General features: G+C 64.7%; 16 protein-coding genes and 1 pseudogene. 10 read left to right on the top strand and 7 right to left on the bottom strand.

Going from position 1 to position 15333, the window contains the following annotated elements; translation table 11 throughout:
- Window positions 1-10 precede the first annotated feature (10 nt).
- The 5 genes from LWC34_RS31875 (at window position 11) to lgt (ending at window position 4623) form a co-directional block, all read left to right on the top strand.
- Window positions 11-493 carry a Trp biosynthesis-associated membrane protein gene (locus LWC34_RS31875; protein WP_233728996.1) on the top strand — a complete coding sequence of 161 codons (483 nt, stop codon included), beginning with the start codon at window positions 11-13 and terminating at the stop codon, window positions 491-493.
- Between the two features lie 114 nt (window positions 494-607).
- Window positions 608-1417 carry an indole-3-glycerol phosphate synthase TrpC gene (gene trpC / locus LWC34_RS31870; protein ID WP_233728995.1) on the top strand — a complete coding sequence of 270 codons (810 nt, stop codon included), beginning with the start codon at window positions 608-610 and terminating at the stop codon, window positions 1415-1417.
- Window positions 1396-2646, top strand: coding sequence for a tryptophan synthase subunit beta (trpB, locus tag LWC34_RS31865; RefSeq protein ID WP_233728994.1), 1251 nt, complete (start codon window positions 1396-1398; stop codon window positions 2644-2646). The genes trpC and trpB overlap by 22 nt, the downstream gene beginning before the upstream one ends.
- Entirely contained in the window at window positions 2646-3446 is an 801-nt protein-coding gene (gene trpA / locus LWC34_RS31860) for a tryptophan synthase subunit alpha (protein WP_233728993.1), read from the top strand. The genes trpB and trpA overlap by 1 nt, the downstream gene beginning before the upstream one ends.
- 61 nt (window positions 3447-3507) lie before the next feature.
- Complete coding sequence (gene lgt / locus LWC34_RS31855) at window positions 3508-4623, top strand: prolipoprotein diacylglyceryl transferase (protein ID WP_233728992.1); 1116 nt, start codon at window positions 3508-3510, stop codon at window positions 4621-4623.
- A gap of 111 nt (window positions 4624-4734) precedes the next feature.
- Here lgt and LWC34_RS31850 read toward each other — a convergent pair whose 3' ends face one another.
- The 5 genes from LWC34_RS31850 to LWC34_RS31830 are packed head-to-tail and all read right to left on the bottom strand — an operon-like array spanning window position 4735 to window position 8099.
- Window positions 4735-5235: a hypothetical protein gene (locus LWC34_RS31850; protein WP_233728991.1), complete on the bottom strand. Its 501-nt coding sequence runs from the start codon at window positions 5233-5235 to the stop codon at window positions 4735-4737.
- Window positions 5236-5248: 13 nt separating this feature from the next.
- Window positions 5249-5413, bottom strand: coding sequence for a hypothetical protein (locus LWC34_RS31845; RefSeq protein WP_233728990.1), 165 nt, complete (start codon window positions 5411-5413; stop codon window positions 5249-5251).
- Window positions 5414-5464: 51 nt separating this feature from the next.
- Window positions 5465-6535: an NAD(P)H-dependent amine dehydrogenase family protein gene (locus LWC34_RS31840; RefSeq protein ID WP_233728989.1), complete on the bottom strand. Its 1071-nt coding sequence runs from the start codon at window positions 6533-6535 to the stop codon at window positions 5465-5467.
- Window positions 6532-7320 (bottom strand): SDR family oxidoreductase, encoded by a 789-nt coding sequence (locus tag LWC34_RS31835; RefSeq protein WP_233728988.1) that lies wholly within the window; start codon window positions 7318-7320, stop codon window positions 6532-6534. Before LWC34_RS31835 ends, LWC34_RS31840 begins: the two co-directional genes overlap by 4 nt.
- Before the next feature lie 20 nt (window positions 7321-7340).
- Complete coding sequence (locus LWC34_RS31830; RefSeq protein ID WP_233728987.1) at window positions 7341-8099, bottom strand: leucine-rich repeat domain-containing protein; 759 nt, start codon at window positions 8097-8099, stop codon at window positions 7341-7343.
- A gap of 49 nt (window positions 8100-8148) precedes the next feature.
- Here LWC34_RS31830 and LWC34_RS31825 point away from each other — a divergent pair, with 49 nt between their 5' ends.
- Together LWC34_RS31825 and LWC34_RS31820 are read left to right on the top strand one after the other, a co-directional pair.
- Window positions 8149-8643, top strand: a complete 495-nt coding sequence (locus LWC34_RS31825; protein ID WP_233728986.1) for a hypothetical protein — start codon at window positions 8149-8151, stop codon at window positions 8641-8643.
- A gap of 36 nt (window positions 8644-8679) precedes the next feature.
- Entirely contained in the window at window positions 8680-9153 is a 474-nt protein-coding gene (locus tag LWC34_RS31820; protein WP_233728985.1) for a hypothetical protein, read from the top strand.
- A gap of 186 nt (window positions 9154-9339) precedes the next feature.
- Here LWC34_RS31820 and LWC34_RS59015 read toward each other — a convergent pair.
- Window positions 9340-10548 (bottom strand): annotated as a pseudogene (locus tag LWC34_RS59015) (NACHT domain-containing protein); the annotation flags it as partial.
- 60 nt (window positions 10549-10608) lie between these two features.
- On the opposite strand from LWC34_RS59015, the gene LWC34_RS31810 reads away from it, so the two are divergent.
- The 3 genes from LWC34_RS31810 (at window position 10609) to LWC34_RS31800 (ending at window position 12808) form a co-directional block, all read left to right on the top strand.
- Window positions 10609-11670 (top strand): MFS transporter, encoded by a 1062-nt coding sequence (locus tag LWC34_RS31810; RefSeq protein ID WP_233728983.1) that lies wholly within the window; start codon window positions 10609-10611, stop codon window positions 11668-11670.
- Window positions 11671-11732: 62 nt separating this feature from the next.
- Entirely contained in the window at window positions 11733-12224 is a 492-nt protein-coding gene (locus LWC34_RS31805; protein WP_233723037.1) for a winged helix-turn-helix domain-containing protein, read from the top strand.
- Window positions 12203-12808 (top strand): IS630 family transposase, encoded by a 606-nt coding sequence (locus LWC34_RS31800; protein WP_233724349.1) that lies wholly within the window; start codon window positions 12203-12205, stop codon window positions 12806-12808. The genes LWC34_RS31805 and LWC34_RS31800 overlap by 22 nt, the downstream gene beginning before the upstream one ends.
- 258 nt (window positions 12809-13066) lie before the next feature.
- Here LWC34_RS31800 and LWC34_RS31795 read toward each other — a convergent pair whose 3' ends face one another.
- Window positions 13067-14524 carry an IS1380 family transposase gene (locus tag LWC34_RS31795; RefSeq protein WP_233722402.1) on the bottom strand — a complete coding sequence of 486 codons (1458 nt, stop codon included), beginning with the start codon at window positions 14522-14524 and terminating at the stop codon, window positions 13067-13069.
- Window positions 14525-15333: the final 809 nt, after the last annotated feature.

Below are 15333 nucleotides of genomic sequence, written 5' to 3'. Positions count from 1 at the left end.
GCAAGGTCCCATGGCTGCGCGGGATCCGATGGCCGAGCGGCGTCCACTATGGATCGTGGTGGTCCTGCTGCTGGCCGCCTCAGCCGGGCTGTGGGGTTCGTCGCGGCTGAATTGGTCCGCTGAACTGACAGGTTCCGAACAGGTGAGCGCCTTGATCCCGTTGGCGCTGATCTACTTGGCCGGAATCGCCGGTGTGCTGGCGACCAGCGGACTGCCCCGCCGGATCGTCGGGGTGTTGTTGGCGCTGACCGGTTTCACGGCTTGTTGGCTCGCTGCCAACGGCGCCTTCGCGGCCGGACAAGTGTTGTGGGGCCGTGGCGTGGCGTTGCTCGCCGGGCTCGCGGTCGTCGTCGCCGGGGTGCTGCTTGTGCGTTACGGCCACAAGATGCCAAGGCTTGGTGCGAAGTACGACCGCCCCGGCGCCGAGAAGGAGCCGGAAGGCGAGAAAGAGCTCTGGAACGCCCTGTCCGAGGGAAAGGACCCGACCGTATGACCCGTCGCGCAATCGTTGCGTCGCCAGGCGCATGCTTACTGTGCACGGCCGACCCGGCGTCCTGCCGCGAAATGGCGCGGGGTTAGCATCAGTGCGGCGGGAAGGGGCAAACGCGTGAGCGTTCTCGAGTCGATAATCGACGGTGTGCGCGAGGATCTCGCGGCCCGCGAAGCAAGGCTTCCATTCGAAGTCCTCAAGGAGCAGGCGGCGAAGGTGCCGCCGGCCAAGGACGCGCGAAGCGCGCTGCGCTCCACGGATGTCGGTGTGATCGCGGAGGTCAAGCGGCGCAGTCCGTCCAAGGGTGACCTGGCTGACATCCCGGATCCGGCTGTGCTGGCGAAGGACTACGAAGAGGCCGGCGCGCGGGTGATCAGCGTGCTGACCGAGCAGCGGCGCTTCGGGGGATCGCTGGCTGACTTCGACGCGGTCCGCGCTGCGGTGAGTGTTCCGTTGCTGCGCAAGGACTTCGTAGTCAGCCCGTACCAGGTGCACGAGGCGCGGCTGCATGGCGCGGACCTCGTGCTGCTGATCGTGGCCGCGTTGGAGCAGAACACGTTGGTTGGTCTGCTCGACCGGGTCGAGTCGCTCGGGATGACGGCCCTTGTCGAGGTGCACTCGGCCGAGGAAGCCGACCGTGCCCTTGAGGCCGGTGCGTCGGTGATCGGCGTGAACGCCCGCAACCTGCACACGCTCGAGGTCGACCGTGAGGTCTTCACCCGGATAGCCCCGGGGTTGCCGTTCGAGACGATCAAGATCGCCGAGTCCGGTGTCCGCGGTCCCGGCGACCTGATGGCGTACGCCGGTGCCGGTGCCGACGCGATCCTGGTCGGCGAGGGACTTGTGGCCAGCGGCGATCCCAAGGCGGCGCTGACCAAGCTGGTCACCGCCGGTTCGCACCCCGCATGCCCGAGGCCGTCCCGATGAGCGATGAGAAGACCGGGCACGAGCACGACTCGCACGACCCGGACGAGCGCGGTTACTTCGGGGCCTTCGGCGGCCGGTTCATCCCGGAAGCCCTGGTCCCGGCACTGGAAGAGCTGGCGGCCGAGTACGACAAGGCTCGGCTCGACCCCGACTTCGTCAACGAGCTGCTGCGCCTGCTGCGTGACTACGCGGGCCGTCCGTCGATGCTGACCGAGGCGCCGCGCTTCGCCGAGCACGCCGGTGGCGCGCAGATCTGGCTCAAGCGCGAAGACCTCAACCACACCGGCTCTCACAAGATCAACAACGTGCTTGGCCAGGCGCTGCTCACCAAGCGGATGGGCAAGAAGCGGGTCATCGCCGAGACCGGGGCCGGTCAGCACGGCGTGGCAACGGCCACCGCGTGCGCCCTGCTCGACCTCGACTGCGTGGTCTACATGGGCGAGGTCGACACCGAGCGCCAGGCGCTGAACGTCGCCAGGATGCGGCTGCTCGGCGCCGAGGTCATCCCGGTCACGACCGGCTCGCGGACGTTGAAGGACGCCATCAACGAGGCGCTGCGCGACTGGGTCACCAATGTGGAGACCACGCACTACCTGCTCGGCACGGCCGCGGCCTCGCACCCGTTCCCGCTGATGGTGCGTAACTTCCACCGGGTCATCGGCATCGAGGCCCGCGCGCAGATGCTGGAGAAGGCCGGGCGGCTGCCCGACGCCGTCGCCGCGTGTGTCGGCGGTGGGTCCAACGCGATCGGCATCTTCCACGGCTTCATCGACGACAAGGACGTCCGTCTGGTCGGCCTTGAGCCGGGTGGGCACGGCGTCGAGTCCGGTGAACACGGCGCCACGCTGTCCGAGGGCAGCCCAGGCCTGCTGCACGGCTCGCGGTCGTACCTGCTGCAGGACGAGGACGGCCAGATCACCGAGGCGTACTCGATCTCCGCAGGCCTCGACTACCCGGGCGTCGGCCCGGAGCACTCGTTCCTCAAGGACTCCGGCCGCGCCGAGTTCTACCCGGTGACCGACGCGGAGGCGATGGACGCGTTCCAGCTGCTGTCGCGCACCGAGGGCATCATCCCGGCGATCGAGTCGTCGCACGCTCTGGCCGGTGCCCTCAAGCTGGGCAAGGAGCTGGGGCCGGACGGCGTGATCCTGGTCAGCCTGTCCGGCCGGGGCGACAAGGACATGGACACCGCGGCCAAGTACTTCGGCCTTGTGGGGAAGGACTCCTGATGGGTCGCTTGGACACGCTCTTCGCGGCCACTCGTGCGGAGAACCGGGCCGCGCTCGTCGGCTACCTGCCCGCCGGGTATCCCACTGTGGACGGCTCGGCCGACCTGCTCACGGCCATGATCGAATCCGGCTGCGACATCGTCGAGGTGGGCCTGCCGTTCTCCGACCCGGTGATCGACGGCCCGACGATCCAGCACGCCGCCGAAGAGGCGCTGCGCGGCGGATTCCGCGTGAAGGACATCTTCTCGGTCGTCGAGCGCGTCTCGGCGGCCGGTGGCCACGCCGTGGTCATGTCGTACTGGAACCCGGTGTACCGCTACGGCGTCGACGCGTTCGCCCGTGACCTCGCAGCGGCCGGTGGACTCGGCATCATCACGCCGGACCTGATCGTCGACGAGGCCGACGAGTGGATCGCCGCGTCCGAGGCCCACGGCCTTGACCGGATCTTCCTGGTCGCGCCCGCGTCCACGGAGGAACGGATCGTCCGTACGGTCGCCAAGACGAGCGGGTTCCTCTACGCCGCATCGGTCATGGGCGTGACAGGCGCCCGTGACTCGGTCAGCAACGCTGCGCCGGACCTGGTTGAGCGCGTCCGCGTACACACGGACTTGCCGATCGGTGTGGGTCTCGGTGTCCGCTCCGGCGCGCAGGCGGCGGAGATCGCGGCGTACGCCGACGCGGTGATCGTGGGCTCGGCGTTCGTGGCCAAGGCCGCCTCGGGCACCGACGAGGTTCGTACGTTGGCAGGCGAATTGGCGCAAGGTGTGCGTTCACGCGTCGTCGCAGGTCAGGCCGGTTAACCGAACCAGTCGGCAGGGTGGTATGCGGGCCGGGTGAGGCAAGGCGTTAACGTGTGCCCTCGTGACCGGAGCGACAGTCTTCCTGGCGAACATCCCCAGCCCCGACCGGGGCGTGTGGGAAATCGGCCCGATCCCGATCCGCGCGTACGCGCTGTTCATCATCATCGGAATCATCGTGGCGATCTGGTGGGGCGAGAAATGCCTGCAGGCCAGGGGCGGGCGCCCCGGTGAAGTGGTCGACATCGCGGTGTACGCGGTGCCGTTCGGCCTGATCGGTGGCCGGTTGTACCACGTGATCACCGACTACCACCGGTACTTCGGCGAGGGCAAGAACCCGATCGAAGCGCTGTACATCTGGAACGGCGGCCTCGGCATCTGGGGCGCGATCGCGCTCGGTGCCGTCGGCGCCTGGCTCGGCTGCAAGCGCAAGGGCATCCCGCTGCCGGTGTTCGCCGACGCGGTCGCGCCCGGCATCGTGGTCGCGCAGGCGATCGGCCGGATCGGCAACTACTTCAACCAGGAGCTCTACGGCGGTCCGACGACCCTGCCGTGGGGCCTGGAGATCTACCAGCGGGTGAACCCGGAGACCGGCATCGCCGACCAGCTCTCGGGCATCGCGGTGGACCACACACCGATCGCCGTCGTGCACCCGACGTTCCTCTACGAGCTGCTCTGGAACCTCGGTGTCGCGCTGCTGGTCGTGTACGTCGACAAAAAGATGCGCCTCGGCCACGGCCGCGCGTTCGCCTTGTACGTCGCCGGTTACACCCTTGGCCGGACATGGATCGAGCTGATGCGGACGGACGACGCCACGCTCGTGTTCGGCGTCCGGATCAACGTCTGGGTCTCGATCCTGGTGTTCATCGGCGCGGTCGTGTACTTCATCCTGGCCCGCAGCAAGGGCGAACGCGAAGACCTAGCGTTGTTGCGCGGCGACGGCACGCCACAGGACCCGTCCCCGATCGAAGCCTCCGACGACGCTGTGGACGAGGACTCCGACGACAAGGACGCCGCGGACAAGAAGGATCCCTCGGGCTCTGACGCCGCAGACGCCTCGGACGCCTCGGAGAAGGACGACGAGGCCAAGGACGAAGAGACCGCGAAGGTCCCGGCGGCACCGGAAGCCAAGGACGACGAGAAGGACGAGTCCGAGGCCTCGGAGCCAAAGAAGGACTGAGACAGCCAACGAAGTGGACAAGCCCGGCACTTGTGCCGGGCTTGTCGCTTTACTGTGGTTGATGTGCAGCTGCACCGAGGCTGCGGTGGACGCCGCTCGTAAGTTCCTCGGTCAGTGAGTCGGCGGTGGCGGCATGCAGCCTGCGTCCGCGATGGAGCCTTCGACCACCACCAAGGCCCGCTGCGGCGTGACGTCTCCCTTGATGCAGCCGCCGCGGATGCTGAAGCCGAACATCACACCAGGCGGGGTAACGAGCGTGCCGGTGTTGTCGTACCGGGGGTACAGCTGGGAGACACCGGCGTCCGGGTAACCGAAGTCGGCGATGGCCTTGCGGGTCGACTCGACCGTGAAGTCCTGCTTGGCGTGCAAGGCTTCCAACTTGGGACGTAGCCAGCCCGCGATGGTCTCGCAAGCGCGCGTGTCGTCCTCGGTCATGTCCTTCGGGTCCTTCCACGCGTTGTTGTCCACGTGGTTCAGCGGCATGTCGGCTGGGAGACTGGGCTTTTGCGGTGGGTACGTCGGCGGTCCATCGGATTTGCCGAGTGCGTTCTGCCCGCATGCCGCGACAAGTGACACCAACGCGCCGATGACAATCCAGCGAGGGAAGGACATAAACGTTCCTCGGTCAGTGCGTGAAGGGCATCAAGTTGCAGCCCACTTCGGCGATCGGTCCTGTCGCGCTCAGGCTGACCGCGTCCGGCGTGACGGCGCCGGTGACGCAGCCGCCCTTGACACTGAACCCGAAGGCGGCGCCCGGCGGCGGAACCGCGTTCGGCTCACGGGTCCTCATCGCCTGCAGGTCGACGTTAATCCGACTAACCAATGCCCCCTAGTCATGTCCTCACTGTGCCACAAGCCCTTGGCCGGTGATCGTCGGAAGGTCAAGGACAGTCAGCAGTCCTGGCTTGACCGTCACGACCGCGGGGATCGCGTTCACCAACCGCATCGCGGTGGTTTTCAGGCCAGCGGTGTTGTGGTCGCCGTCGGTCGCCAGGAGTTGCAGATCCACGGTCATAGTCGGCTCACCAGTGACAATGACGCGATAGCTGCCCTGTCCAACTGGCTGCGGCCACTCCGGCGCGAGGTCCGAACGTAGCCGCGTGATGTGCTCGAGCACGCACACCGCTTTGCCGTTGACTTTCCCGAAAACCTCGAACCGGAGGGCGGCGGCGGTCCCTGCCTCGATCACACCGGACTTGATTTCAAACGTTTCCGGCGCGGGCACAGTGTCGAACGTGGCCGTCACCTCGTCCAGTTCGACATCAAGGCCCGCGGCGATCTGCCGGACAACACTGCCCCAGGCCAGTTCGAGCACGCCGGGCTGCAGCAGCAGCGGGGTGTCGCCGGGTTTCGCGCCGAAGCCCATGATCTCGAACAGGACCTTGTGGTTGTCGTACGTCGAGTAGTCCAGGATTTCCTGGCAACGGACCTCGTCGATCCGTTCGCTGATCCCGGTGAGTGCCAGCGGGAGCGTGTCGTTGGCGAAGCCGGGGTCGATCCCGTTGACCCACAGGGAAACCTGGCCCTCCTGCGCCGCGGCTTTGATCGGGCCGGAGACTTCCTCTGGCACGACACCGTCGGGGAACTGCAGGAACACCGGCGAACTGGACACCACGTTGACCCCGGCACGCAGGATCTTGGCCAGGTCGTCCATGGCTTCGCTCAACCGGTCGTCAGCCATGGCGGTGTACACGACACAGTCAGGTTTCAACGCCAGCAAGGCATCCGCGTCATTGGTGGCCTTGACGCCCAGCTCCCGGCCAAGCCCAGCGAGCTCACCGGCGTCCCGGCCGACCTTCTCGGCCGAGGACACCCAAACCCCGGCGAGTTCGAGGTCGGGCCGGGCGTCGATGCCCGCGATGGCTTGGCGTCCAACGTTTCCGGTGCTCCACGCGACAACGCGATACGTCACAGATCCTCCAAGCCGAGATCGAGCGTCGGCCGCTCGATGCCACCGTCCACTTCGAGCACTTTGCCGGTCACGAACTTCCCTGTGCCACTCACCAGATAGAGCACGGACGCCGCGATGTCCGCGGGCTCCCCGATGACCTTCAACGGGGTGGCCTGTTCCATCTTGGACTTGATTTCCTGGTTCTGCAGCACGATATCCAGCGCCGACGTGGCAACGGACCCAACGCAGATCCCATTGACCCTGATCTTCGGCGAAAGGTCCGTGGCGGCAAGCCTGGTGTAGTGCGAAAGCGCGGCCTTGGCGGTGCCGTAAGCGATGAAACCCCGGCCAGTCAACCGTGCCATGGCCGACGAGATGTTCACGATCGACCCGCCGTCGTTCGCCAGCATGATCGGAACGGCTGCGAGGTTCAACGCGTGCGCGGTCGCCACATTGAAATGGAACGCGTCCTTCAAGGCTTTGGGCGAGGTCCGCATGAACGGACCTGGCATCGACCCGCCGACATTGTTGACGACGATGTCGAGCCGCCCGAACTCCTCGTTCGCGGCCGTTGCCAACTGCGTGACGGCATCAAGGTCGCTCAGGTCAGCCTCGACGACCTTGGCCCGCCTGCCAGCGGCTTCGACTCGTTGGGCGACGTCTTTGAGCTGCTCGGCGGTGCGCGACGAGATGACTACATCAGCCCCGGCCTCGGCCAGTGCGACGGCGGTAGCGGCCCCGATTCCCCGCCCGGCCCCGGTCACCACAGCGACGAGTCCGTCAACCCGAAACCGATCAAGGATCATGTGAAAAACTGTAACACGTTCTAGTCGTCGATCACCTTGATCTTCGCGGCCTGACCGGGCACCCGCCGCCACCGCTGCGCGGTCGGCCGGTCCGGAACATGCACGGTGGTGTCCTTCATTGACAGCGCAACGGGATCGACCCTGGCCGCAGGCTCCCGGAGGTACAGGGTTTTCAGTTTCGTGAGCTTGCCGATGACCGAGATGTCGTCCACCTGAGGGCAGTCAAGGTCAAAAAACTGCAGGTTGGGGACCTGCTCAACGGCAGCGATGCTCGATAGGCGGCCAGACCGCAAGGTCAGCCGGTCCAGGTGCTCGAAACGTCCGATGGGCTCAAGGTCGGTCAGCCAGTCAGCTTCGAAAAGGTTCAGTGTGATGAGGCGCGGTAGCTCGGCTGCCAGTTGAGGCAGACCGCCAGGTGGCGACGTATGCCCGCGAAGGGTCAGCCGAAGCAAGGTGGGAATGTTCCGCACTGACTCGAATGAGGTCAGCGTTTTCGGAGTTTCGATGCTGAGGTGGTTGAGTCTTGTCAGAGTCCGCAGCGGGCTGAAGTCCGTGACGGCATCCAGATCGTGCAGCCGCAGCGAGGTGAGTCCGGGCGCTGAGCGAACGAACTCGATGTCCTCGAACCCGCTGCTGCCGAGGGTCAGCATGGTCAATGCGGGGAGTTCGGCCAGTACCCCAAGCCCGGTCAGTGCGGTCGCCGACCACACGGCAAGGCTGGTCAGTTTCGCGTGTCGTGCCAGCGGGCTCAGATCGGACAGATTTCCTGACAGCCACAAGTTGTCGATCGGCGGCAGACCCCGAAAGCATGGCCAAATCGGCCACGCCTTGCAGAGCCAGATACTCGATCTTGGCAAGCGCGACCCGCCGAGACGCTTCCAGCTGAGCGGCATCGAGGATGAACGGCACATCGAGGAATTCCCTGAGATGGACAACGACCTGATCGCCAAACGCGGCAGGATCGAAATACCTGCATTTGTCCAGCAAGAACCGCTCCAGATCGCCCGGAGCAGAGCGGGCGTACGTCGACAACAGGTCAAGGGCCTGTTCTCCGCCGATCAACGCGACCGTCTCGAACAGCGCCTTCGCCTGAGCCTTGGTCATCCCGGAGATGCTGCCGGGCAAGTGGTTCAGCAACGGCTGACCGATCGAAGCGAGCGACTGAGCCTCAGCGAATCGCTTGGGCGGAACCAACTTGGCCAGACACTCGTCAATGCGCCAACGCAGATCCACATCGAGCGGACCAGACGTCTCCAGGCACGCGGCAGCGAGCAGCCTGAGCGTACGAGCATTCCGAGGTTCCGCGTCGGCGCGGTCAAGTAAGCCGGACAGCAACTCGTGCCGCGTGGGCTTGTTGGCATGACCAGCCGCGAGAATCACGGTTTCCCGCCACGCATCCAGATGCGCGCGATCGATCAACAGCCCGACATCACCATGCTCGGCAGCTTCGCTGGCGGTCAGGTACTCCTGAAAGCTCCTGTGAACAAAGTCGATCCGATCAACAGCCGGTTCCCTGAGCACACCACTGCGTTGCACGAGATGGTCCACAACAGACCCAGCCTGCTCAACCGGAATCGACATGGTCGCAAGCCGTTCAGTGATCCGCTGAACGGCGTCCTGCTTCGTAAGTTCGGTCCGATTGTTCAAAGACAGCCGCCAAGCCAAGTACTGCAACAGATGAAGCTTGTTCCGGATGGTGAGCGAGACATCGCTGGCGATGCGCCGCTCAATGTCCCGACGTTCGAGCAACATGTCCAGCGTGGCGGCGTAAATACCCATCCGGTCAGGTGGAAGCGCGGTGTGCTGATCAAGGTTGAGGGCGCAGAGCAGTGAGCAGAGAAGCGGGTTCGTCGCGAGTGTCTGCAGCGGCGCGCTGGTTTCCAGCTTCGCCACGAGAGCCCGCTCGTAACCAGGAAGTTCATTCTCCGCGCACGGCAGATGCCCAGCCTTCCGAATGGCCTTGTGCCAGTAGGCGATCAACTCGCGAACATCCCGCGGACTCATCCGTTCCAGTGCGGCAGGAGCAAACCCCTCATGCTGAAGCCAAGCAGGCGCGGCGGCCCCTGGACGCGCCGTCACCACAACCTTGTTCTGCGGATACGTCTGCAGCAAAGTCCGTAACCAAGAACGAACGCTGTTGCGTTCTGCCACAGGTAGTTCATCCACGCCGTCGACAAGCAGCAAAGCCTGCCCGTCGGTGAGCACCCGATGCACCCAACCTGGCGGCATGAGCGAGCCGAACGGACAGTTGTCCAAGAACTGCTCAGGATTCGGCATCCTGCTACCCGTATAACCGCGAAGCCTGACAAAGAACGGAACCAGCCCGTTCCACCTCGCAAGATCAGCCTCAAACCGCCCGCGAGCAGCGGTGATAGCCAGCCACTGCATCAACGTGGTCTTGCCGGACCCAGCCTCGCCAGTGAGCAACGTCCGATCAGCCCCAGCAAGCGCCTGCTCAACCCGCACAGTGCTGGTCTCAGGAAGATTTTCACCCTCATGACGGTTGTCGACGGCGACAGTCAAGCTGACATACGCGACGCTCAACGCAGTCTGTGGCCGAAAGTTGCGAGTATGAACCCCGAAGAGCTCAACGTGATCGAACGTGCTGATGACGTACTTCAGGTACCGCTGAACAAACTCATCATCCTGATCAGTGCCCGCCGGAGCGTCAAGCGATCGCATAGGTAGCCGCGCAATCACCTGATCAACCTGTTGCCGCAACTCAGACATGCGTGTGAGCGATTCGGAAACCCCACGCGGAGTGAACGACGCAAGATGAATGGCGACCTGCACGTAAATAGTGCAGCTCTCCGCAAGCAGCCGGTTGTACAAAGCCAACCCAGCCTCACTCAGCAGAGGAGGCCTGCCCATCTTCTTCTGTAGAAGCCGGTTGAGTTTCGCAGGATCAGCGTCCACCGTGAAGAAGGCGTCATCAGAGAGATCAGCCGCCGCAAAAGCCGCAACAACCCCCTCAACAGCCAACGCCCGCTCGGCATCCTCAAGCCCGCGCCATTCACCTGTCGAGAACGCCTCCAACCGTTCAGCAACGGAGTCGCACATAGCCTCAATCTCACGCGTCAACCGACGACGCTTGAAGTCATCGAGAACGGTGACATTGACAAGCTCGGAAAGCGAAAGCGACCGATGAGCCCGTTGCCGCCGATCAGAGATAACAGCCTGAGCAACAGGCTTGATGAGACTCTGAGCCAAGCGCAACACATCGGTCATAGGAAGAACCTACCGAGTGGAAGGTGACGTTGTCGTCGGAAACCCGCCAGCCCACCCGAGATGTGGACTGATGGAGTAGATGGCGTGTTCGCGGTCCTTGCGGTGATGACAGGAATCTTCACGATAGTCACAACAGAAATACTCCCCATCTGTCTCCTGACCTCAATAGCAGCAGACTTCTCCATTACAGAAGGAACAGCGGGCCTGACAATGACCATGCCCGGCCTCCTGGCGGCGGTGTCAGCACCACTGGTCACGGTATCCACAGCTGCGGTAGACCGCCGAAAGATGCTGTGCGCCTTGGTACTCCTACTGACACTGGCGAACATCCTCGCGGCAGCGGCACCGGCGTACTGGGTCGTGGTGATCTCCCGAGTGCTGGTCGGAATCACCATCGGCGGTTTCTGGTCAATCGGCGCAGGCCTAGCAGCCCGGTTGGTCCCACCAGAAGCGGTCCCCAGAGCCACCTCGGTGATCTTCGCCGCCGTCCCACTGGGTTCTGTACTGGGTGTGCCAATGGGAACGTTCATCGGAGACTTCACGGGGTGGAGGACAGCATTCGTTGTCATGGCGGTGTTGTCAGGCGGAGTGTTCGTCGCCCTGATGGTGGCCCTGCCGCCCCTACCGCCAGTCGACGTCACCCGCCTCAGCGTCCTACGCGGTGCACTCGGAAGCAGCCGGACAGCACTGTCGGTGACGTTTCTCGTTGTCCTAGCCCACTTTGGTGCCTACACCTACGTCCGTCCATTCCTCGAACAAGTGACGCAGGTAGACGCAGGCATGATCACACTCCTCCTACTGGCATACGGCGCCGCAGGCGTCATCGGCAACTTCGCAGCGGGAGCAATGATCGCGCACCGGCTACGACCAACATTCACCACCAGCACAGCAATGATCGCCGGAGCAACAATACTGCTGCCAGCATTAGGTTCCTGGGACATAGGAGCGGCGGCCCTGCTGATGATCTGGGGCGTGGCGTACGGCGCAGTCCCAGTCTGCTCACAAACATGGTTCGCCAAGTCCGCGCCCGAAGCACCAGAGGCAGCCTCGGTCCTGTTCACAGGATCATTCCAAGCGACGATCGGTATCGGCGCATTACAGATCATGAAAGGCCAGGGTTGATCTTGTCCTTGGGCGGCGTGTCCTCCCGGATCCTGATCGATTCATGATCTACGCAGGGATGGATGAGGTACGCGGATGGAGGTGGCCTTTCCGAGCGGGGCAGGGCCACACGCGAAGCTGTCCGGTTGCAGGCGGCCCAATGGTTCGCCCAGGACGTGCCGGCCGCCGAGATCGCCCGCAGACTGCGGGTATCCACCAACGCGGTCTATACCTGGCGGCGTCGATGGCGTGCCGAGGGTGAGGCAGGGCTGGCGTCGAAGGGACCGGGCGGATCGTCCTGCCGGCTGGACCAGCCACGACTGGACAGGCTGGCCCAGGCTGTGGAACAAGGCCCAGCCGTGCATGGGTTCGGCGAGGATCAGCGCTGGACCCTGGCTCGGGTCGCCGATCTGATCGCCCGGCTGTTTCACACCCGCTACACGCTGCGCGGGGTGTCGTATCTGCTGCACCGCATGGGGTTCTCGCCACAAGTACCCGCCCACCGCGCGATCGAGCGCGACGAGCAGGCGATCGCCACCTGGCGGCGGGAGGTATGGCCGGCGGGAAAACGGTAGCGGCGCAGCAAGGTGCTTGGCTGTGTTTCGAGGACGAGGCCGGGCAAACGCTGCGCCCGCCGAAAGCCCGCACCTGGGGCCGCCGGGGCCAGACACCACAGATCCCGGTGTCGGGCAAGGGTTCGGGCCGGGTATCGGTCGCCGGGCTGGTATGCGTCCGGCCCGGACACCGGCCCCGGTTGATCTACCGTGTCCGGACCCACCGCGGCCGCAAGGGGGAACGGCGCAGCTTCGCCGAAACCGACTACGCCGCCCTGCTGGACGCCGCACACCAGCAGCTCGGCGCCCCGATCGTGTTGATCTGGGACAACCTCAACACGCACACCAGTCACGCGATGCGCAAACTGGTCGCGGCCCGCGACTGGCTACACGTGATCCAACTCCCGCCCTACGCCCCGGACCTCAACCCGACCGAGCACGTGTGGTCCCACGTCAAACGCAACCTCGGAAACCTCATCGTGCACGGCATCGACCAGCTCACCGCCATCGTGAAGAACCGACTCAAACGCATCCAGTACCGACCCGGGCTGATCGACGCGTTCTTCGCCCACACCAGACTGAACCTCGAACCACAACCGCCGTAATCCTGGCCTTTCAAGATCTGTAGCCGGAGGATTCGTGGTGGACGAAACGTCCCCATCGGCTGTGATGATCCTGGCGGCCACGACAGCAGCCCTAGCCTTGATCATTCACGTGGGTGACGTGTCCGCCTGTGCCGGTTCGGATGTTGATCTTGAGTTGGTTGCTGTGTGGTGATGGTCAGGGTTCGAGCCCGGCCGCCGGTGTTGGCTGGGCGCCGGGTTGGGGGGCGGGCCTTTCAGGTCGAGGGGCAGGGACAGGGGTCATCGAGTTGGTGGTGGCAGGGCCAGCGCTGCCCGGAGGCAGGCGGCGAGAGGGTCGGCCCAGGGCCAGGTTTCCGGGATTTTGATCTTGCGTTTGCGTTGGCCGCGGACGATGCGGGCGGCGGTGTGCAGTAGCCGGTAGCGCAGGGTTTTGGGTTCGGCTTTGGCGAGGGTGCCCTCAAGGCAGAGCAGGCGCAGCCAGGCGAGCAGGTCGATGGCGATGGTGGCGGCCAGACACCAGGCCCGGTTGATCTCGATCTTGGTGGAGGGCAGGTGACCGAGGCCGGTTTGCTTGCCGCAGCGGACGTGGTCCTCGACTCGGGCGTGCGGGCGGTGACGGGCTTCCAGGAACTGGACGGTGGCGCCCGAACCGCTGCCCGGGGTGTTGGTGGCCACCAGTTGGTAGCGCCAGCCGTCGGCTTCTTCGAACAGGGACAACTGTGCGCCGGGGTGGGGTTTCTCACGACGACAGATGATCCGCAGATCGGCCGGCCAGTTCTCCAGTTGGTCCCCGTCGGGGTGGTGACGTAGTAGCGCGGTCAGTTCCACCACGCCGGCTTTGTCCAGCGGCCGAGGATCGCCGTGGTGATCGAGCACTGCCTGCCATGCCTTCGCGGGGACACGGCCGATCGCGGCTCGTTCCCGCGCACCGAGTTCCCAGCCGACGCTGTAGTGCGCCTGCCTGCCTGGCTTGGCGTTCAGCGCGGTGATGTACTTGATGAGACCGTGGGAGGCGCCCGCGCCGTCCACGGTGACTAGAAGGTTCCTTCGATGTTTCGCCGGGATCTGGGCGATCGCGGCGTCGAGGACCTCGAGGTGATCAGCTGTCGTGTTGGATCCGGCGCTTCCTGTGCGCAGCAACAGGGCCAGCGATTCGCCGGTGTTGTCACACATGGCCAGCAGCGGATGATGACCGAAGCTGCCCTTGTAGGTTCCCGCGGCGAGTTGTTTGTCCGAGTGCGCGATCACCAGCGAACCATCCAACCGGACCACCACGGTCGTGCCCAGATCACGGTCGGCCACCCGCGACGGCGGAATCCGGCCGTGCCGTCGCTCGATCAACGACCACACATGCTCGCGGATCCGGGCACGCACACGGGCGATCTTGTTGCGCTGCACCTGACCGACCGCGTCCAACGTGCGCCACAACGTCGGATCTGAGGCGACCGGCCCGAACAGTTCGGCCTGATCGCGCAGGACAGCCAGATCCGACAGGACCCGCCCGCCGTCAGCGATCAACACCGCGGTGTCGGCGAACACCCGGCCACGGTCATGCACCGGCATGAACCCACGCCGCGCCATCGCCCGCGACAAGCCTTCCGTCAACCCGGTGCGGTCGGCCAGCAACCGCACCGCCGCGGTCCCGGCATGACTGACCACGCCACGCCCACCGACTTCTACCGCCAGATCCCGCGACCACCCAGTAACATCCACGTCGAAAGTGCTCCAGAGCTTCATGGGTAAGAACAGGCATTAGCAACCTCATCTTCCCAGCTCAGGAGCACTTTTCCCTGTTCCGACACGGCGCCCGAATCAAGATCGCCATGAATACTCAGGGCTAGCGACCATGACCATCGGGTCAAGAAGAAAGCCAACGGCACGGATGCGGCGGTGATCCGCCCACGAAAAAGCAGGCCACAGCGGCAGCAATACGGATCACCGCCGCCACACGGCGGGCGCGTCAGCGCCAAGAGCCTCCTTCGTGCTCCTTCCTCCCGTCTGGCCTGTGCACCGCAAACCATGGGTGTCAAGAGGGTCGGCCAACGCCGACCAGCCAGGCACCCAGGCCATACCGACTCCCTTGACGCCCATGGTTCCCATCGGGCAGGCCGGACGGGAGGGAGGGCGGCTTTCCCCTTCACTCTTGGTGGTCTGCCGTCCGGCGAGGACCTCTTTGTCTTTGGTTCTTCATCATTGAAAGCGAAGGTTGCCAGCCACAGAAACCAACACGGCGCCAAAGCAGGAACTTCATACGGCTGAGGTGGAGACTTAGTGGTGCTAGACCCAGCATCCCGACGCGCCGAAGGTCAACAAGCCACGCAGCAAAGCCAAACACGGCATGCCGGAACGGTGGACACGGTGTGCTGGAACGGTCAACACACCCTGCAGGAACGGTCAACACGGTGTGCTGGAATGGTGGACACGGTGTGCTGGAATGGTGGACACGGTGTGCTGGAATGGTGGACACGGTGTGCTGGAATGGTGGACACGGTGTGCTGGAATGGTGGACACGGTGTGCTGGAATGGTGGACACGGTGTGCTGGAAT

The sequence above is a fragment of the Kibdelosporangium philippinense genome (assembly GCF_021390435.2).
Classification (GTDB): Bacteria; Actinomycetota; Actinomycetes; order Mycobacteriales; family Pseudonocardiaceae; genus Kibdelosporangium; species Kibdelosporangium philippinense.
The sequence above is the reverse complement of the archived record's forward strand: the minus strand, read 5'-3'. Positions and strand labels throughout refer to the sequence as shown.